This is a genomic window from Stenotrophomonas sp. AS1 (genome assembly GCF_048957655.1).
In the GTDB taxonomy this organism is placed as follows: domain Bacteria; phylum Pseudomonadota; class Gammaproteobacteria; order Xanthomonadales; family Xanthomonadaceae; genus Stenotrophomonas; species Stenotrophomonas bentonitica_A.
In genome coordinates this window covers 346,107-359,174 of the sequence record NZ_JARVXM010000007.1, presented here as the reverse complement: position 1 = coordinate 359,174, position 13,068 = coordinate 346,107, and the positions used below count along the sequence as shown (strand labels likewise).

Below are 13,068 nucleotides of genomic sequence, written 5' to 3'. Positions count from 1 at the left end.
TTTCCTTGCCAATCCAAAACGTCGTCGCTATGATTTCGCTCCTCACGACGTGGGGCCATAGCTCAGCTGGGAGAGCGCCTGCATGGCATGCAGGAGGTCGGCGGTTCGATCCCGCCTGGCTCCACCAATCCGATCATTAGGCCGATCAGATTGCAGTGACAAAATTTGAAGTTTTCGTGCGTCCCCATCGTCTAGAGGCCTAGGACATCACCCTTTCACGGTGGCGACCGGGGTTCGAATCCCCGTGGGGACGCCAGTTTCAAACAGACAGCCCTGACTTCGGTCGGGGCTTTTTGTTTTCAGTGGTGGGTTTTTTCCGCATGCATTCTTTCTTCGGTATTTCAGAAAAAAGACTTGGCGAACGCTTCACGGCCGCGTAGAATTCCGCCTCCAGCATCGTGGGGCCATAGCTCAGCTGGGAGAGCGCCTGCATGGCATGCAGGAGGTCGGCGGTTCGATCCCGCCTGGCTCCACCACTCCGGACATCAGGCCGTTCGGGTGTGCTGAACAATTTGATGAGTTTCATGCGTCCCCATCGTCTAGAGGCCTAGGACATCACCCTTTCACGGTGGCGACCGGGGTTCGAATCCCCGTGGGGACGCCACTCATCAGACGAACACCGAGGCCCGGCATGCCGGGTCTTTTTGTTCACCGCCACCTGCGGTTGCGTTACCTGGACGTGCTCAAAAAGACTTCCACAAACGTGAACAGGCAGATATACTAGGCGGCTTGCGGTACAACGTGGGGCCATAGCTCAGCTGGGAGAGCGCCTGCATGGCATGCAGGAGGTCGGCGGTTCGATCCCGCCTGGCTCCACCACTTCCCCGGACACAGGCCGTCCGATGGAAGCCAAAATTCGGTTTAACGCGTCCCCATCGTCTAGAGGCCTAGGACATCACCCTTTCACGGTGGCGACCGGGGTTCGAATCCCCGTGGGGACGCCAGCTTCAAACAGACAGCCCTGACTTCGGTCGGGGCTTTTTGTTTCATGAGCCTCTTCCCATCCGGCACATCCGCCGCTATGATAGGCGGCTCGCAGCACAACTGTGGGGCCATAGCTCAGCTGGGAGAGCGCCTGCATGGCATGCAGGAGGTCGGCGGTTCGATCCCGCCTGGCTCCACCACTTCTCCGGACACAGGCCGTCCGATGGAAGCCAAAATTCGGTTTAACGCGTCCCCATCGTCTAGAGGCCTAGGACATCACCCTTTCACGGTGGCGACCGGGGTTCGAATCCCCGTGGGGACGCCAGCTTCAAACAAACAGCCCTGACTTCGGTCGGGGTTGTTTGTTTATGGGCCCTGCGCTACGACCTTCGCCATCCCCACCGAGCGCGGCGCGGTCAAGGTAAAACCGAACTGCGCATACAGCCGATGCGCCTGCCCATCGGCGATCAGGCTCACATAGGCGCCGATGGCATTCGTGCGCAGCCAGGCATCGAGCTGGGCCATCACGGCCTTGCCCAGGCCCTGCCCCTGGCGATCCGGCACCACGGCGATATCCACCACCTGCAGGAAGCAGCCGCCATCACCGATGATCCGGCCCATCGCCAACAGGCGGTCTCCTTCGCGCAGGCTCACGCCGAAGACGGTATTGGGCAGGCCACGCGCCGCCGCTTCGGCGGTTTTCGGGCTCAGACCGGCCAGCACGCGCAGGGCACGGTATTCCTCCACGCTGGGCGGCAGGGGGATGCAATGAACACCAGCAGGCAGCGACATGACGCGGATCCGGCAATGAATGGACGCTCAGCATGCCCGAACGGATTCGCAGTATCTGCGACCCATCGGCCTATCCTGTCCCCTCCGCCCTCCCTGCGCGCTGCCGTCCCCGCCATGTGCTATTCCGCCCAGATCCGCGCCGACTACACCAAGCTGGTCCGTGAGTACGGCGCCATGATTTCGCTGGACGAGTTCGCCCAGCTTTACGCGCACGACGCCGGCAAGCAGCGCCCCAAAATGCCCAAGGCAATGGACGATGGCTTTGCCGGCGCCCGCACCGCGCAGGGCCAGGAGATCGTGGCCCGGATCCAGCAATGGCATGCCGAGGAAATGCAGGCACTGGATGAGGAGGTGCGCGTGCAGGGCGCACGCCTGCGCGTGGCCGAGGAGCAGTTGGCCGCACGCCCCACGCAGAAGGCACGCAACGAGGTACGCGTGGCCGGCAACCGGATCGAACGCGCGCAGACGCGCCTGTCCGACCTGCAGCGCGCCGGCCTGGTGCCGCGCGACAGCCGCATTTTCCCGGGGGTCTACGCCCCGGTGATCGTGTCCGAACAGGGCCAGCGCGTGATCAAACCGATGCGCTACCAGTGCCGGCTGCCGGACAAACCCGCGCGCAACGACGTGCTCTATCCCGGCACCTACAACGCTCGCCGTGACAGCTTGGAGGCCTACTGGAAATCCGCGTTCGGCCATCGGCATGGCGTGGTGGTGGTGCAGTCGTTCTACGAACACGTGCCGCGTCACGCACTGGAGCAGCGCCCGCTGCCGCCGGGCGAGAAAGCCGAGAACGTCGTGCTCCAATTCAGCCCGCAACCGCCGCGCGATCTGCTGATCGCCTGCCTGTGGTCGGAATGGGAAGGCCCGGAAGGCCGGCTGTTGTCGTTCGCCGCGATCACCGACGAGCCGCCCACGGAGGTGGCGCGGACCGGCCATGACCGCTGTATCGTGCCGATCCGGCGCGAACATCTCGATGCCTGGTTGAACCCCGACCCGGCAGACCTGGCCGCGCTGTACCGGATCCTGGACGACCGCGAACCGGTATCACTGGCGCACGCCGAAGCGGCGTGACGCCCACTCAGCCGGTGACCGAGTCCCCTGCCCGTGCGCGCCCCAGCGCGGCGTTCAATTCGGCCGTCAGGTAGGGCTTGGTCAGGATGATGCCCGAGCGGAAGGCCTCGGGCAGATGCTCGGTGGCCATGCCGGTGGCCAGCACGAAGGGGATCTGGCGGGCCGCCAGGGCCGCAGCCACCGCCTCACTGGTCTCGTTGTTGGCCAGCCGGTAATCCAGCAGCACCACCTGGGGCTGGGTCTCGCCGAGGAGGCGCAGTGCCTCCGGCACCGACGCGGCCAACCCCACCACCACGGCGCCGGACTGTGCCAGCTGCATCTGCAGCAGTGCCGCACTCATTTCGTCGTTCTCGACCACCAGCACCCGAAGATCCTGCAGCGCGCTCATGACGACTCCCTGTATGGTTCAGCGCGATGAGTATAGCGTCCTGTGTAGGTGAAACCCTGACGCCGACTTAAGCATTCAGGTCTGCACAAACCTCCACATCTTGTATACACTACGCGGCCAGCCAGCCGAAGTGGCGGAATCGGTAGACGCAGCGGACTCAAAATCCGCCGCCCTTAAAAGCGTGTGGGTTCGAGTCCCACCTTCGGCACCAATGGTTTGCGGGGTTTTCGAGCGGTGGTTTTCGCTCCGCAATAAACGAACCGCTCCGCAATTCGAACAGGCCTCGCTCGCGCGGGGCCTTTTCTTTGGGCGCTCAGCTACCCTTCTCCCACCACCTCGACCGACCCTTCCCCTTGCGCCTGGCCGACTCCTTCAACGAGGCGGCCAGCTGTTCCTCAGGGGTCCGGGTGTCGCGCATCAGCAGGTGGCCAAGGCCCGGCTCCAGCTTGGTGGGGTCCGGGCGGTGTTCGGTTTCGGGGGTGTCTGGCTTGTCTAGGGCGTCCATGCCCTCAGGATACGCCCGGGCGTCTCAGGGGTTGCGACCGGCCTCCAGCGCTGCCACCCGGGCCGACAGGCCGTCGATCTCTTGCGCCAGCGCTCGGACGATGAAGCACAGCAGCTCCTCCTTGCGGAAGCTGTACCGGTCGCCGGCCTCGCGCGCCTCCTGCACCAGCTCGCGGCCAGCTTCGACCGCTGGCGTGACCACGTTGCCGTCGTCGTCCAGCACGGCCTCTTGCGCCTCCCACTCGTGCCACTGCTCCGGCAGCGCCTCCCACTCGTCGTAGCAGATGAAGGAGTGGGCGAACGGGTCGAGGCCATTGGCCTCCATCACCGCGATGGCCGCCTGCACGGTCGGGCCGAAGTGCTTGCGCGCTTCCTTTCCCTCCGGCTCGCAGTTCTCGTCGCCGTGGACCCGGCTCAGCCAACGCCAGACGGCCGGCAGCCGAGCAATGGCCGATGCCGCCTTGAACTCGGCGTCTCGGAGCTGGCGGGGGTCTGTCTTCAGGCGGGCGTCGGAGGTGCTGATGGTGGGATTGGTAGCGAAGACCTGAGTCCAAAGCCGAGAGGACTCGCCTAGCGACTGGACGTTACTTACCACCGGCCGGTAGGAAGACGAAGTTGTTTCAGGCTTAACTTTTGGTGTCGCGTACAAGATGCCCGCAGGCGCAGTACTGACGGTATTGGCTGGGATAGACCTGCCGTTGTACACGGCGTTAGAAACGATCATGGGAAGGATGTACATCCCCCTGGTATAGGCGGGGCTACGTATCCAGACGTCAATCCCGGTGCTGACCCCGCCGGACATGGAGAGAGTTACACCTATGCTGATGGGCAGAAGGATCGTGCCATCGACTGAACGGATGTGGCTGACCATGTTGTCAACGACGGCTTGGCTCAGAACAGTGCTTGCGTCGTAGCCCTTGGCGGAGACATTGATGGTATCCACGCCGAATCGCGTGTTGGTCAAATTGCCTGACGAGGCGGTCAGCGCCAGTGCGGAGACAGAAGGGCCGGGCCACGGCATGTTGGCGATCTTTATCCAGTTATCCACAGTGTGGTTAATACCGTGGGTGTCCATCTGGACTGCACCCACAACAGCGCCCGTAAAGGTTGAGGTGCCTGTGTAGGTCTTGTTGCCGGCGATTGCCTCATCACCGACAACCCCTGCTGCCTGTATCGCATTGCGCCCTGCAGCCTGATTGGCGGCAGCCAGCGACGCGAGCCCCGTAGTTCCAACGGACGCCAGCGTCACCACGTTCGCCGCCGAGAAGTACGGGAAGGTGTTGGCGGTGCCGGCGACGCCGGAGAGCGCTCGGCCTGCTGCGGTGAGGCTGTACGCCCCCCATGCGCCGCCGGAGAAGAACGGGGCCTGATCGTTGGCAATCGCCAGCGGGGCCAGCCCGGCAAGGTTGCCGAGGGCGAAGTTGCCATCCGTGCCCGCCGCAGTGCGGGTCATCACGTTGTCGGTCGCTGCCGGGGCGGTGACCGGGAATACGGCGGGGTCTGCGTACTTGGGCATGGGGAATTCCTAGCGGTTGAAGTCGTAGCCGACCAGCGTGATCGACACCGAACCGGTGAGCAGGCCGAGGATCGGGCCGATAAGGGGCAGCGTCGCGCTGAGCAGCACCGTGAACTGGCGGTTGGCGTCGAGGGTCACGTCGAGCACCGGGCAGGAGCCTGGAATCGCGGCGTACTGGAAGGACGAGGCCGAGGGCGCGCCCACTTCCGACCGCGAGACGTACAGGCTGAAGTTGGTCGGGTTGAACACCTGCACGATGGCCCGGTCGGCGGTGACCGGCAGCACGGCGGACAGGTCGATGGTCTGCGGGGTTGTGGCCACCAGCCCGGACAGCAGGGTGATCGGAACCGACCCGGCGGACGTGGCTGCGTCGAGCATCACGCGATTGCCCATCTCGGACGGCCGGGTGTGCTTGCCGGGGCGCAGGACGCCGCTGGCGTTGGTGCGGCCGCTGATCAGGTAGCGGCGCGTGGCATCCCCGGTCTTGCACCGGGCGGTGCCCAGATACGGAGCGGCAGGCGGGACGGCGGACGCTTCCAGCCCCATCAGCCCACCGCCCATGTCGAAGGCGTACAGGTGGTAGAACGTGTTCGGCGTGGGGCTCACCAACGTCGTGGAGGCCGTGCCGTCGCTCAGCACCCGGCCAGTGCCCGGCACGTAGCACATGCCCGGCGACACCGAGACGGTCAGCCCGTCCAGCGCCACAGACGCCTGCAGGCCGCGGATGATCGAAATGGACGGATCGAGGGCCATCAGTTCGCGATGCTCCGGTCAGAGAAGCGGCGGAATCTGGTCCCGCTCGACACAGTGGCGTCGTACCAGCACGGCTCGCGCCCGCCCGCCAGATCGGTGATCAGCACCGGCTGTCCGTCTGCAACCGGCGTCAGCGCATTGGCCTGAGCCAGCGTCATCGGCGGGAAGCTGTAGGTCGGCGTCCCGGTGATCCACGCCCACGGGATGGCTGGCACGTTGGCGGTCAGTGGCCGGCCCTGCTGGTCGGTCAGCACGTTCCCGGCCTGATCGGTCAGCACCGGCAGCTCGAGCATCACGTATTTGCTGAGCGGACCGGTCAGCGGGTGCCATGCGAGGCCGCCGCGCGCGTAGTCGAAACCGTCGTTCGGTGCCTCTGGAAACGCTGCACTCGCCGGCGCAGCGCCAACGTCGCCAGCAGTCAGCACGACGTTGCCGGTCTTGCCGTTCACCGACTGCACCGGGGCTGCCGGCGTCAGCAGCTCGGTCCAGTCCGACATCGTCCCGGTCGTGCCGGTGTTCTTGATGAAGTTCTTGATGAGGTCAGTGCGGACCGCAACATCGCCTTCCTGGGCGTCCAGCGCCAGCTGCGCGGCCTGGCTGTTCACCACGAACGTCGAGGTGATCGCCAGCGCCGGCAGGTACTGGCTCGGGATCTTCGAGTCGGCTCCCAGCGGCGTCAACCCGTTCGGCTGGCCCTTCTGCAGGTTGATCCTGCCGTCCACCCGGCCATCGGTGTAGTAGAGGTTCGTGCCCTCGGCCAGATCCGTGGTGGTGGCCGAGGAAGTGCCGGACACCCTGCCCTTTGCATCGCGGGTCAGCTTCACCAGCGCCGCACCTACGCCGCTGTTCGGCAGGTCCTCCAGCGAGATGGTCGGGTTGCCGGCCGCGCCGTCGCCGTTGGTCACGTCGATACCCGTGCCCGGCTCCAATGACCGCTGGAACCACGCTCCGTCCCCGGCCCGGGTCGGGAAGCCCACCCCGCCCATGGCGGCCAGCGCCTGGATGTTGGCCGGGATCTCCCGGATCAGCTTCCAGAGGGTGGCCACCGCGCCCTGTCTCTCCGGCGGCGGGTTGATGATGTCCGAGGGCTTCAGCAGCTTCCCGTCCGTTCCGAACAGGTTCTTGCCCAGCGTTGCACCGGCATCGCCGTCGTCAAGCCTGACAACGCGCCCGAGCTGGTCTTTCAGCTTGACCTTGCGATCGGCCATCAGGGCGTCTCGGCGCGGTCCGCAGCGATCACGGCTTGGCAGGCGCGGAGCTGGTCGTCGGCGTCGCGGCCGGCTCGAACAACAGCCCCCGCAAAGTCTGCTCGGCGCTCGGCGGCCGCATCACGTTCGCCGGCGGCGGCGGCAGCGTCGGACAGACGCTGGGTCTCGCAGCTCGCCCACCCGTCGCGCAGCCGGAGGTCACCAGCACGCACGTCAGCCACAACAGCATCAGCGACGGCCGGGGCCGCAGCGCGATCTTCTTCATGCTTCACTCCGATGGCGGCCAGTTTGTCGGCCTGGGTGTGCTCAGTGGCACGGGTCTGGTTGACCTGTTCAACCGCCGCGGCGCTGGCGCTGGCCTGCTGCCGGGCATCAGCGCCCTCGGCACGATCGCCGCGCCACGCCCAGCCGGCACCGAACATGACAGCGGACCAGGCCACAAAGGCCAGCACAGCAATCAGCGTGCGATTCATTTCAGGCTCCCGGCGAGCGGCGCCCGCCCACGTTGAAGTAGTAGCCACAGACCATGCCGAGCGCGGTCGTCAGGCCGCCGACCAGGCCGATGAACACGTCCTTGTTCTGCTCGGGCAGCGGGATCGCCGCCAGCACCGCCATGGCCGTGCCCACCAGGAAGATGATCAGGATGGCGATGCCAGCGCGGGCAGCGCCGATGTTTCGGGTCGCGAAGCTCACGCGGCACCTGCCAGTGCGTGGATTTCCCGCAGCGCCCAGTGGTAGAGCGGCTGGTCGATGACCGTGACCCGGGTGATCTCCTTGCCGCGCACAACCCGCACGACCACCTCGGTGGACTGCTGGATCGCCAGCAGCACGAACGCGATCTTCTGCTTCGTGGAATCGGGCTCCTGCAGCACCGCCAGGGCGTCGCTCACCATCGCCCGGATGGTCGTGAGCAGCTCGGCGGTCGGGATCTTGGTCCTGCCGTCCAGCACCACCAGCACGCCCTGCAGCTGGCTGACCGGCGACAGCTTGGCCGTCTTCGTCCGTGCGGCGGCCATCAGTTGTCCTTGGCGGCGTACCGCAGGTTCCCGGCCACGCGCCGCGTCCATCCTTTGCCGAACGTGTCGAAGGTGCCCAGCTTGGCGTAGAACTCCAGCCGCTCGGCGTTGAACAGCAGCACCAGGTCCGCCGGGTCCTGTGCGGCGATGGCCGCCATGGTGCGCGGCCCGATGATGCCGTCGTCAGCCACGCCAGCAGCGCGCTGCATCCAACGAACCGCATTGCCGATTCCGTGGTTCACCGCAGCATCGACCGCCTGGAAAGCGAACGCACGGGGCAGGCTGTCGCCCTGGACCCGCTGCCAGAAGTCGCGCCGGTAGATCTCGATCGCGTCCTTCCGGGTGAGCGCGCGGATGTTCAGATGGGGATATGATCGCTTGCTGATGCCCCACTGGGTCTCGCCGCCCGGATCCCGGGGGTTGTTCACGTAGCCGCCCTCGTGCGCGAGGATTCGGTCAATGATCTGGTCGAACTGGCTCATGGATGGCCCCTGGTTTTGACGGGGCCATGCTGCCGGGGCTGAGGGGTGGTTCAACGGACCGGAGCCCGTCTGCCGGTAGAGTTGGAGGTGCGACACACCCAACCGCTACCGGAGACGAGCATGGAACGTGATGTCCAGCAGGGGATTGCCTACCTGATAGGGCGAGGCGTGGCAGCAGAGAAAGCGCTGCAGACGGCTATCAACAGCAATGCCAAGGGGACTGACCTGGCCGACATTCTTCGAATCAACCTGAAGATGACCCGCGAACAGCTCGCTTCCCACCTCGCGCCGGCCAAGCTCGGCCCAGAATTCCTTTCAGCTGCTGAAGAAGGATTCGATGCGGTGCGCGCAGCCGCGCTACGCGGCGCTGCCAACGGGAAATTCGTGATTCCAAGGCAGTAGCAGCTTCCATGCGGTCAGCATCGGAGACATCTGACATTGCGATCTTCAGCCGCTCGATGATGGGGTTGAAGTTGGCCATCAGAGCTGCCCTTGCTGCCGCCTGCCGATCACGCCGAGCAGCCGAAGCTGCTTCTTGGCCTGCCGGGCATCGCCCCGGCAAGCTGCTTTCTTCAGGCGCTCCCACATTGGGAGGGTGTTCGCATCCACGGTGCAGATGCGGCGAGTTCCGGGGCGAGGGTATGCGTCCATGGCTCCACCCTACCCCCGCCCCAGGGCCGGTCAACGGACGTGGCCAGGGGCCACGGTAAAATGAGGGTGCGGAATGAAGACGCCCCATGATCTATTTCCACGACATCCTCAACCAGCAACAGGATTTGCAATGAAAACGTACGCAAAAACGTTCATGTTCGCCAATTGCCAGAAATACGGCATCCCAAATGGCGTCCACTTCGCTCTGCAGCTCGGCCACGGGGTTGAGGTAATTCTCTTCCCCGACCCGCCGAACTTTGAGGCCCAACTGATCCCTGGCGAAGAGTTCGAAAAACTGTTGAAGGACGGGACGGTCGTAGACGCGGAGGCCCATATCAACGCCTTGCTGAAAGATGGGTTGAGCACCCTGCTTTCACGGGAGTGACGCGACCTCGACCGGCCGCCCCACGCGGCCGGTCAACGGAAGAGGGCCCGGTTGCCCAGGCCCTCCCTACTGCTCCGTGTCGTGTCGTGCCATGCCGAACCGCGCCTAGCCGTGCCATGCCATGCCTGCCGTGCTTTGCCACTCCGTTCCTTGCCAGTCCAAGCCAGGCCCAGCCAAACCATGCCTGCCCTGCCGGTCCGCACGCTGCCGATGCACGCCAAGCCATGCCACGCCTGCGGCGTCAGGCTGCTGGCTTCACCTCGTCCTTGCTGTCCACCTCTTCCAGCGCGCTCCATATGCCGGACAACTCCTGCAGCTGGCGGAACTTTCGCTCCGACGACCGCAATTCCTTGATGGCGTCAGCCAGAAGCTGAGCCCGCAGTTGCTGATCACTCAGCACGTCCGCCAACGCGCGATAGCCGCCATCGCCAGAGCGGTCACTGCCCAGAGAAACGAATGCGCGGACGGGCTTCGAATTCTTCGTCTCCACCGTCACGAACACTCGCAGCAACTGCCGGGCCTGCCAGATGCGGTGCTGCTGCGCCGCCTCCGTGTCGTCCCATTCGAACCAGCTGTGCATCGCCGATTCGGGGTCGGCCGCCTTGGCGACGACATCTGCCGGGCGGATCACGCCGCTCGCCATCAGCCGCTCCAGTTCCTCTCGGATCGCGTCGTTGTTCATGCCGCCATGTCCTGCTCAGTGGCGAGACGGAAAGTGCCCCAGCCCATGCCGGCACTCGCCTTGCTATCGGGCCTGCCCTCCCCCACGCCCACCTGCGCGCCAACGCGGGCAATCAGGTTGGACACGTCGGTGAGGCTGAACTGGTCTGCGTCGTAACGGATGCGGACATCAGCGGCCCACTCGTGCCACATCGGCCGTGTGCGCAGGTCCACCACACCGGTGGCGTTCCGAACGTGCAGGTCTACCCGCTTGTACGGCCCGGCGATCAGCTTCACCAGCGGCGTGCCGTCGTCCACGTCGTATCCGTCGGCTTCCACGAAGACAGAGAGCTTGCCGATCGTCATCTTGAAGCCGACCAGCCGGCAGGCAGAGATCATGCCTGCGCGGAAGGCGCCCGCCGGAATGCCCGGCCAACCCTCTTGGCTGTAGTGGACCGCGGCGTCACACAATTCGTCGAAATTCTTCGCGGCGCGGACCTTCTTCGACTTCGCCTGCGACCCGGCCTCCTGCGTCTCGCGGATCTGCTGCTTGGCCTTGGCCGAGAACTTCGCCTGCACGAACGGCGCGGTGCCGATGATGCGGAACGTGGCCACCTGGATGTTCGGGGCCGGAATCTGGATGCTTTTGGTGCTCATGGGTATCTCCGAAAGGTCAGGCCATCGCGGCCAGGTACTGACGCGTCGCGGCCTTCCGGCCCTCGTCCAACAGGCGGTACAGCTGCAGCAGTTCGCGTTCGCCGGGGTCCGACGGCTCCGGGGGCGGCAGAGCGGCGTTGAGCTCAACAGCCAGCGCCCACAGTTGCTCGTGGCTGAGCCCGGTGGATTTTTCTCGCTCCCGCTTCAGCTCAGCCGTTCGATCTGCGAGGCGTCGCGCCAGCGTCTCGAACTTGGACGGACTCTTGGGGAAGTTGACAGAGAGCGGCGTTACGGTAGTCTTGGCCATGATTTCCTCGGTGGAAGTCGTTTCTGAGACGCCTCGGTTGCCGCCGGGGCGTTTCGCTTTTTGGGGGTCATGAGACCCGGAAAGGCAGAGTGATCTGCGGGTCCAGCTGCTCCAGCCGGGCCACATGGACCAGCTTCCGCCCCCGCCAGTGGGCCAAGTCCTTGCCGCAGCGGGAGGCGTGTTCCAAATCGGCGCGGTATTCCACGTACGCCACTCCCCACTTCTCCAGCGCACCGTCCCCGGCAGAACCGGGCGCCATCCGGCGTTCCAGTTCCAGCCACCGGTCCACCAGCTTTGCCGTGAAACTTGGCGAGAGTTGCGCGACAACCACGATGCTGTCCCGCTTGCCCTGCTCGCCTGAGAACACAAAAACCAGGGCCCGACGGGTGGCGGTGGGAATTTCCTCACTTTGAGGAGAAGTGATTACACCTTGGGACACAAGGGTTTCGATGGTGCGCTTGACGTTGTCGTGCCGCAGGTTCACCAGATCCGCAATTTCGCGGCTGGTGATGCTCGGGCCCGGCGCCAGCAGCCCGTTCATGCTTCGGCCCCATGCGCCGCGCGCATGCGCTCTTCGAGCTCTGCGTTGAGCTGTCCGTTGATGGAGCGGTGTTCCTTCTTGGCCTGTTCGCGGAGCCATTCGTATACAGCTGCGGGGATGCGGAACTGGCTGCGTACCTGATCGTCTGCCATGGTGGTGCCTCTCTGTCTGTTTTTGCCTCCACCGTGGAGGCGCCTCCACTATAGAGGCAGACTTTTTGGCTTGTCAACACCAAAATGGAGGCAATTGAGGGGCACCGATCTATGGCAAGAAAACTCACACAGGCCGACTTCGTGAAGACGGCTCTTAGGCTTCCACCTGAACTCCACGCGCGGGTGCATGAATCTGCGGAAGCCAACGGCAGGACCTACAACGCGGAACTGATAGCCCGGCTGGAGCAGAGCTTCATCCCGCCGCCGTCCGTAGGCACCTCAGATGACGACCTGATCAAGAAATTCCACGCACTCGTCAACCCGGCTCTGGTGGAGATGGCACGCATCGAGAACGAGACGAGGAAGGAGCTTGCACTCAAAGGGGTGCCGCAGGCCGACATCGATGCCGCAATGGCTGTGAAGGTTGACCCAGCTGAGCTGCAGAAAAAGCGCGCGGGCAAGGGTTCAAAGAAGCCATAAGGCGACCCGCCCCGAGGGGCGGTAAGATCGCGGCACCAGGAGGGGTGACCATGAGCGAAGAGGGGCGGTATTTCATCATCACGCGGAGCGAGTTCACCAAGGAACTCCTCCCCGAGCGCTATTTGGGCCGCTTCCATCTCAGGCAACATGCCGAGTACAGGGCGAAGGCCAAGGCTCCAGACTGGGGCGAAATGGTCAGCATCCGGCAAGAATCGCCGCGGGAGGCTTTCACCTACAGAAGCGCCCGGGTATTGGTTCGCACCCTTCGCGTCACTGCTGGCGTCTTGCTCGGCCTTCTTGTCTACGGGTTTCTTCTGCATGGGGGTACCGGTGTTGGCGATACCCCCTTCTCTCAGCTGACGCTAAATGTGCTCATCGGAGCAGTTTTCAAAGGGGCATTTGCGGTTGCTCTAATCTGGTTGTCGTGGGTCATAGCGTTTGGCAGCGGCCCGAAGGATCCTTGATCGCATGCAAACGTCCACCACCATCGCCGCCATCCTTGCCCCCCTCTTGGGCCCTGTTATCTGGGGGCTACTTCACCTGCCGGGCAGGATCGCTGCCCGGCTCGTTTGGAAGTACAT

General features: G+C 64.6%; 20 protein-coding genes and 9 tRNA genes. 14 read left to right on the top strand and 15 right to left on the bottom strand.

What is annotated here, in order from left to right; all coding sequences use genetic code 11:
* Positions 1–51 precede the first annotated feature (51 nt).
* The 8 genes from PV764_RS13510 to PV764_RS13475 all read left to right on the top strand — a co-directional run bounded on the left by PV764_RS13510 (position 52) and on the right by PV764_RS13475 (position 1,249).
* Positions 52–127, top strand: a tRNA-Ala gene (locus PV764_RS13510).
* Positions 128–180: 53 nt separating this feature from the next.
* Positions 181–256 (top strand) — tRNA-Glu (locus PV764_RS13505).
* A gap of 144 nt (positions 257–400) precedes the next feature.
* Positions 401–476: transfer RNA gene (locus tag PV764_RS13500), tRNA-Ala, on the top strand.
* A 52-nt stretch (positions 477–528) separates the two neighbouring features.
* A tRNA-Glu gene (locus PV764_RS13495) sits at positions 529–604 on the top strand.
* A 139-nt stretch (positions 605–743) separates the two neighbouring features.
* Positions 744–819 (top strand) — tRNA-Ala (locus PV764_RS13490).
* Between the two features lie 49 nt (positions 820–868).
* Positions 869–944, top strand: a tRNA-Glu gene (locus PV764_RS13485).
* Between the two features lie 104 nt (positions 945–1,048).
* Positions 1,049–1,124, top strand: a tRNA-Ala gene (locus PV764_RS13480).
* 49 nt (positions 1,125–1,173) lie between these two features.
* Positions 1,174–1,249, top strand: a tRNA-Glu gene (locus PV764_RS13475).
* 41 nt (positions 1,250–1,290) lie between these two features.
* Here PV764_RS13475 and PV764_RS13470 read toward each other — a convergent pair.
* A complete protein-coding gene (locus PV764_RS13470; RefSeq protein ID WP_421116853.1) occupies positions 1,291–1,716 on the bottom strand; it encodes a GNAT family N-acetyltransferase in 426 nt (141 codons plus the stop codon).
* A gap of 114 nt (positions 1,717–1,830) precedes the next feature.
* Between PV764_RS13470 and PV764_RS13465 the strand changes: the two genes are divergently transcribed.
* On the top strand, positions 1,831–2,787 hold the full coding sequence (locus PV764_RS13465) for an SOS response-associated peptidase family protein (protein WP_421116852.1): 957 nt from the start codon (positions 1,831–1,833) through the stop codon (positions 2,785–2,787).
* A 7-nt stretch (positions 2,788–2,794) separates the two neighbouring features.
* Here PV764_RS13465 and PV764_RS13460 read toward each other — a convergent pair whose 3' ends face one another.
* Positions 2,795–3,175, bottom strand: coding sequence for a response regulator (locus tag PV764_RS13460; protein WP_399617469.1), 381 nt, complete (start codon positions 3,173–3,175; stop codon positions 2,795–2,797).
* 124 nt (positions 3,176–3,299) lie between these two features.
* On the opposite strand from PV764_RS13460, the gene PV764_RS13455 reads away from it, so the two are divergent.
* Positions 3,300–3,386 (top strand) — tRNA-Leu (locus PV764_RS13455).
* Positions 3,387–3,704: 318 nt separating this feature from the next.
* On the opposite strand, the gene PV764_RS13450 is transcribed toward PV764_RS13455, so the two are convergent.
* Genes PV764_RS13450 through PV764_RS13420 form a run of 7 tightly spaced genes read right to left on the bottom strand, consistent with a single transcriptional unit; the run spans position 3,705 to position 8,654 of the window.
* Positions 3,705–5,195, bottom strand: coding sequence for a tail fiber domain-containing protein (locus PV764_RS13450; protein ID WP_421116851.1), 1,491 nt, complete (start codon positions 5,193–5,195; stop codon positions 3,705–3,707).
* Positions 5,196–5,204: 9 nt separating this feature from the next.
* Positions 5,205–5,948 carry a hypothetical protein gene (locus PV764_RS13445; RefSeq protein ID WP_421116850.1) on the bottom strand — a complete coding sequence of 248 codons (744 nt, stop codon included), beginning with the start codon at positions 5,946–5,948 and terminating at the stop codon, positions 5,205–5,207.
* Complete coding sequence (locus PV764_RS13440; protein ID WP_421116849.1) at positions 5,948–7,156, bottom strand: hypothetical protein; 1,209 nt, start codon at positions 7,154–7,156, stop codon at positions 5,948–5,950. The genes PV764_RS13445 and PV764_RS13440 overlap by 1 nt, the downstream gene beginning before the upstream one ends.
* Positions 7,156–7,629 (bottom strand): lysis system i-spanin subunit Rz, encoded by a 474-nt coding sequence (locus PV764_RS13435; protein WP_421116848.1) that lies wholly within the window; start codon positions 7,627–7,629, stop codon positions 7,156–7,158. Before PV764_RS13435 ends, PV764_RS13440 begins: the two co-directional genes overlap by 1 nt.
* 1 nt (position 7,630) lies before the next feature.
* On the bottom strand, positions 7,631–7,849 hold the full coding sequence (locus PV764_RS13430; protein WP_421116847.1) for a hypothetical protein: 219 nt from the start codon (positions 7,847–7,849) through the stop codon (positions 7,631–7,633).
* Positions 7,846–8,172, bottom strand: coding sequence for a hypothetical protein (locus tag PV764_RS13425; protein WP_421116846.1), 327 nt, complete (start codon positions 8,170–8,172; stop codon positions 7,846–7,848). Before PV764_RS13425 ends, PV764_RS13430 begins: the two co-directional genes overlap by 4 nt.
* Positions 8,172–8,654 carry a glycoside hydrolase family 108 protein gene (locus PV764_RS13420; protein WP_343313700.1) on the bottom strand — a complete coding sequence of 161 codons (483 nt, stop codon included), beginning with the start codon at positions 8,652–8,654 and terminating at the stop codon, positions 8,172–8,174. Before PV764_RS13420 ends, PV764_RS13425 begins: the two co-directional genes overlap by 1 nt.
* 120 nt (positions 8,655–8,774) lie before the next feature.
* Here PV764_RS13420 and PV764_RS13415 point away from each other — a divergent pair, with 120 nt between their 5' ends.
* A complete protein-coding gene (locus tag PV764_RS13415) occupies positions 8,775–9,056 on the top strand; it encodes a hypothetical protein (protein ID WP_421116845.1) in 282 nt (93 codons plus the stop codon).
* A 78-nt stretch (positions 9,057–9,134) separates the two neighbouring features.
* Here PV764_RS13415 and PV764_RS13410 read toward each other — a convergent pair whose 3' ends face one another.
* Positions 9,135–9,305, bottom strand: coding sequence for a hypothetical protein (locus tag PV764_RS13410; RefSeq protein ID WP_421116844.1), 171 nt, complete (start codon positions 9,303–9,305; stop codon positions 9,135–9,137).
* Between the two features lie 130 nt (positions 9,306–9,435).
* Here PV764_RS13410 and PV764_RS13405 point away from each other — a divergent pair, with 130 nt between their 5' ends.
* Entirely contained in the window at positions 9,436–9,690 is a 255-nt protein-coding gene (locus tag PV764_RS13405; RefSeq protein WP_421116843.1) for a hypothetical protein, read from the top strand.
* A gap of 241 nt (positions 9,691–9,931) precedes the next feature.
* Here the strand turns inward: PV764_RS13405 and PV764_RS13400 are convergent, their stop codons facing one another.
* From PV764_RS13400 to PV764_RS13380, 5 genes are all read right to left on the bottom strand, one after another.
* Positions 9,932–10,372, bottom strand: a complete 441-nt coding sequence (locus PV764_RS13400) for a hypothetical protein (RefSeq protein ID WP_421116842.1) — start codon at positions 10,370–10,372, stop codon at positions 9,932–9,934.
* Positions 10,369–11,007, bottom strand: a complete 639-nt coding sequence (locus PV764_RS13395) for a hypothetical protein (RefSeq protein ID WP_421116841.1) — start codon at positions 11,005–11,007, stop codon at positions 10,369–10,371. The genes PV764_RS13400 and PV764_RS13395 overlap by 4 nt, the downstream gene beginning before the upstream one ends.
* A gap of 16 nt (positions 11,008–11,023) precedes the next feature.
* Complete coding sequence (locus PV764_RS13390; RefSeq protein ID WP_421116840.1) at positions 11,024–11,314, bottom strand: hypothetical protein; 291 nt, start codon at positions 11,312–11,314, stop codon at positions 11,024–11,026.
* 67 nt (positions 11,315–11,381) lie between these two features.
* The gene (locus tag PV764_RS13385; RefSeq protein ID WP_421116839.1) at positions 11,382–11,855 is read right to left on the bottom strand and encodes a hypothetical protein; all 474 of its coding nucleotides are present in this window, start codon (positions 11,853–11,855) and stop codon (positions 11,382–11,384) included.
* Positions 11,852–12,007, bottom strand: a complete 156-nt coding sequence (locus tag PV764_RS13380; RefSeq protein WP_421116838.1) for an Arc family DNA-binding protein — start codon at positions 12,005–12,007, stop codon at positions 11,852–11,854. Before PV764_RS13380 ends, PV764_RS13385 begins: the two co-directional genes overlap by 4 nt.
* A gap of 111 nt (positions 12,008–12,118) precedes the next feature.
* On the opposite strand from PV764_RS13380, the gene PV764_RS13375 reads away from it, so the two are divergent.
* On the top strand, positions 12,119–12,487 hold the full coding sequence (locus PV764_RS13375; protein WP_421116837.1) for an Arc family DNA-binding protein: 369 nt from the start codon (positions 12,119–12,121) through the stop codon (positions 12,485–12,487).
* Positions 12,488–12,537: 50 nt separating this feature from the next.
* Positions 12,538–12,951 carry a hypothetical protein gene (locus PV764_RS13370; RefSeq protein ID WP_421116836.1) on the top strand — a complete coding sequence of 138 codons (414 nt, stop codon included), beginning with the start codon at positions 12,538–12,540 and terminating at the stop codon, positions 12,949–12,951.
* Positions 12,952–13,068: the final 117 nt, after the last annotated feature.

Bases quoted from the DNA above. Each gene is read 5' to 3' on its own strand.
- PV764_RS13395 (WP_421116841.1), bottom strand. From the start codon at position 11,007: ATGAGCACCAAAAGCATCCAGATTCCGGCCCCGAACATCCAGGTGGCC.
- PV764_RS13420 (WP_343313700.1), bottom strand. From the start codon at position 8,654: ATGAGCCAGTTCGACCAGATCATTGACCGAATCCTCGCGCACGAGGGC.
- PV764_RS13435 (WP_421116848.1), bottom strand. From the start codon at position 7,629: ATGAATCGCACGCTGATTGCTGTGCTGGCCTTTGTGGCCTGGTCCGCT.
- PV764_RS13400 (WP_421116842.1), bottom strand. From the start codon at position 10,372: ATGAACAACGACGCGATCCGAGAGGAACTGGAGCGGCTGATGGCGAGC.
- PV764_RS13410 (WP_421116844.1), bottom strand. From the start codon at position 9,305: ATGGACGCATACCCTCGCCCCGGAACTCGCCGCATCTGCACCGTGGAT.
- PV764_RS13415 (WP_421116845.1), top strand. From the start codon at position 8,775: ATGGAACGTGATGTCCAGCAGGGGATTGCCTACCTGATAGGGCGAGGC.
- PV764_RS13425 (WP_421116846.1), bottom strand. From the start codon at position 8,172: ATGGCCGCCGCACGGACGAAGACGGCCAAGCTGTCGCCGGTCAGCCAG.
- PV764_RS13470 (WP_421116853.1), bottom strand. From the start codon at position 1,716: ATGTCGCTGCCTGCTGGTGTTCATTGCATCCCCCTGCCGCCCAGCGTG.
- PV764_RS13465 (WP_421116852.1), top strand. From the start codon at position 1,831: ATGTGCTATTCCGCCCAGATCCGCGCCGACTACACCAAGCTGGTCCGT.
- PV764_RS13375 (WP_421116837.1), top strand. From the start codon at position 12,119: ATGGCAAGAAAACTCACACAGGCCGACTTCGTGAAGACGGCTCTTAGG.
- PV764_RS13390 (WP_421116840.1), bottom strand. From the start codon at position 11,314: ATGGCCAAGACTACCGTAACGCCGCTCTCTGTCAACTTCCCCAAGAGT.
- PV764_RS13385 (WP_421116839.1), bottom strand. From the start codon at position 11,855: ATGAACGGGCTGCTGGCGCCGGGCCCGAGCATCACCAGCCGCGAAATT.
- PV764_RS13450 (WP_421116851.1), bottom strand. From the start codon at position 5,195: ATGCCCAAGTACGCAGACCCCGCCGTATTCCCGGTCACCGCCCCGGCA.
- PV764_RS13460 (WP_399617469.1), bottom strand. From the start codon at position 3,175: ATGAGCGCGCTGCAGGATCTTCGGGTGCTGGTGGTCGAGAACGACGAA.
- PV764_RS13380 (WP_421116838.1), bottom strand. From the start codon at position 12,007: ATGGCAGACGATCAGGTACGCAGCCAGTTCCGCATCCCCGCAGCTGTA.
- PV764_RS13370 (WP_421116836.1), top strand. From the start codon at position 12,538: ATGAGCGAAGAGGGGCGGTATTTCATCATCACGCGGAGCGAGTTCACC.
- PV764_RS13440 (WP_421116849.1), bottom strand. From the start codon at position 7,156: ATGGCCGATCGCAAGGTCAAGCTGAAAGACCAGCTCGGGCGCGTTGTC.
- PV764_RS13405 (WP_421116843.1), top strand. From the start codon at position 9,436: ATGAAAACGTACGCAAAAACGTTCATGTTCGCCAATTGCCAGAAATAC.
- PV764_RS13445 (WP_421116850.1), bottom strand. From the start codon at position 5,948: ATGGCCCTCGATCCGTCCATTTCGATCATCCGCGGCCTGCAGGCGTCT.